Annotated in this window: 2 protein-coding genes and 1 pseudogene; all 3 read right to left on the bottom strand. The window is 44.9% G+C overall.

Going from position 1 to position 2,032, the window contains the following annotated elements:
* Nucleotides 1-541: pseudogene (locus F8N00_RS17730) on the bottom strand (two-component sensor histidine kinase); the annotation flags it as partial.
* A complete protein-coding gene (locus F8N00_RS17725; protein WP_023467299.1) occupies nt 538-1,221 on the bottom strand; it encodes a response regulator transcription factor in 684 nt (227 codons plus the stop codon). The gene F8N00_RS17725 and the pseudogene F8N00_RS17730, both read right to left, overlap by 4 nt.
* Nucleotides 1,222-1,348: 127 nt before the next feature.
* On the bottom strand, nt 1,349-1,909 hold the full coding sequence (locus F8N00_RS17720) for a GNAT family N-acetyltransferase (protein ID WP_023467300.1): 561 nt from the start codon (nt 1,907-1,909) through the stop codon (nt 1,349-1,351).
* Nucleotides 1,910-2,032: the final 123 nt, after the last annotated feature.

Genomic DNA, 2,032 nt, shown 5'->3' with positions numbered 1-2,032 from the left:
CGATGATTTGTCGTCCGAAGATGACGAGATTCAAGACGATCAGTCCGATCATGAAGAAGATCATCAGACGGAGTGGGCGGAATGGTTCACTGATTTGGCCAAGTTCCAGATATAAAATCAGTGTACCGACCAGTCGATTGTTTTCGATGATCGGAAACCCGGTCATCAAAATGTCCGTTCCTTCAATCGGATGGGTCCGACTGGAGACGACGGTTTCACCGTTTCGAAGTTCTTCGATATCCGCATTCGTCAAAAAGCGCAGTCCAGCTGGATTTTTCTTCAGGAAATCGATGAAGAAGACTTTCGATTCCGTCAACTCATTCGTATAAGTCATTCCATCGTAAAAAGCACCAGATAATCCTTCAGATTCATAAATGTTGATCAGCTTTTCGCCTCGGTTCAATAAGATATCTTCCTGCGTCTGAAGATAGAACCGGTCGTAGAGATAGAAAGTGAGCAGGACGAATAAAATAGCGGAAAAAACGCTTGTGAACCAAATCGTGATCCAAATCCGGCGCCGGATCGTATAGCGCTTAATCATACTTCCTCGAATTTATAACCGATGCCCCAGACCGTTTGAATCGAGCCACCAGCTTCCCCGAGCTTTAAGCGAAGTGTTTTGATGTGTGTATCGACCGTCCGTAAGTTCCCGATATAGTCCGCACCCCAGATTTGATCGAGTAACTGTTCGCGAGAAAAGACCTTATCATTGTTTTGAGCGAACAGGTGCAACAAATCAAATTCCTTACGCGTCAGACTGACCGGCTTGCCATTGACGTGGACACTCCGACTTTCAGTGTCGAGTTCAAGCATGCCGAGCGTCAAGGTAGCCGATTGATCAACTGTAAAGCGATGAGAACGACGAAGCGTCGCTTCGATGCGAGCAAGCAATTCTCGAGGGCTGAATGGTTTTGTGATATAGTCATCAGCTCCGATTTTCAGACCGTGAATACGATCGAGCTCGTCCGAACGTGCCGTCAGCATGATGATCGGAACGTTTGAGAATTCACGGATGCGCATACATGCTGTCAAGCCGTCCATTTCCGGCATCATGACATCGAGTAGAACGAGATGGAATGTATTTTGTTGAATGAGATGGATCGCTTCTTGTCCGTTAGAAGCTGTCATCGTCGTGTAGTGTTCTTTTTCAAGATTCGAGACGAGAAGGTCACGCATTTGTGCTTCATCATCTACTACGAGAATGTTAAACGATTCTGGCATTAGTCTTCGCTCCATTTCCTGTAGAAGAAAGTGTTTCTTCCATAAAGATGAGTTTTCTTATTTATCATACCATTTCAAACTTTAGAAGCGCATGCGTGGACACAAAAAAGCATGAGAGACAAGGCTCTCATGCTTCGAGTTGTTGGTGATCGTATAGTGTTTCGAGCTCCCGACCATGAATGTACATGTGGAAACTAGATTTTGAGACTTCATATAGCGTGAACTGTGTCTCGCCGGCATTCAATTGCTCAAGAAGCGCAGGACGCAACTCATCCGCACAGAACGCATACGGCAATTTTTCAGCTGCTTTTTGTGACCGAATATTGCTTTTGCGAATTTTCATGAAGACACTTTCGTATCCAAGCTCAAAGAACAGCTCAGAGAAGAAGGCTTCTTTCGCTAAATGATTGTATCCTTTACCATGATACGGTTTACCTAACCATGTACCGAGAAACCCATATTGTCCTTCGATATCGAGTAAACTAATCGTACCAATCGGTTGATCGAATTCATCTAGGATGGTACGTGATACGATTTCACCACGTTCTTCCTCTTCGATTGCCTGCTTTGTAGTAAACAGAAATTCATCAAAGTACCGTGTTTTTTGGCGGACGTACGGATATACGTCTTGATGCTGCATCAGTTCGAACAAATCAGCGCAGTCGCTCAGCTCCCGTTGCTTGAGCATACTTCCATTCCTCCTTTTAGGACCGCAAGAATGATTGTCGAAAGCTACCTGTCTGACTCGTTTGAACCGCGCATGGTATGCCTTCTTCAGTTGTCGGATAAGATCTGTCTCTTATACACATCT

The organism is Exiguobacterium sp. A1_3_1 (assembly GCF_048985645.1).
GTDB classification, from domain to species: domain Bacteria; phylum Bacillota; class Bacilli; order Exiguobacteriales; family Exiguobacteriaceae; genus Exiguobacterium_A; species Exiguobacterium_A indicum.
This window is presented reverse-complemented; position numbering and strand designations above follow the sequence as displayed.

Excerpts from the sequence above, each read along its gene's own strand:
- F8N00_RS17725 (WP_023467299.1), bottom strand. The coding sequence starts at position 1,221 with ATGCCAGAATCGTTTAACATTCTCGTAGTAGATGATGAAGCACAAATG.
- F8N00_RS17720 (WP_023467300.1), bottom strand. The coding sequence starts at position 1,909 with ATGCTCAAGCAACGGGAGCTGAGCGACTGCGCTGATTTGTTCGAACTG.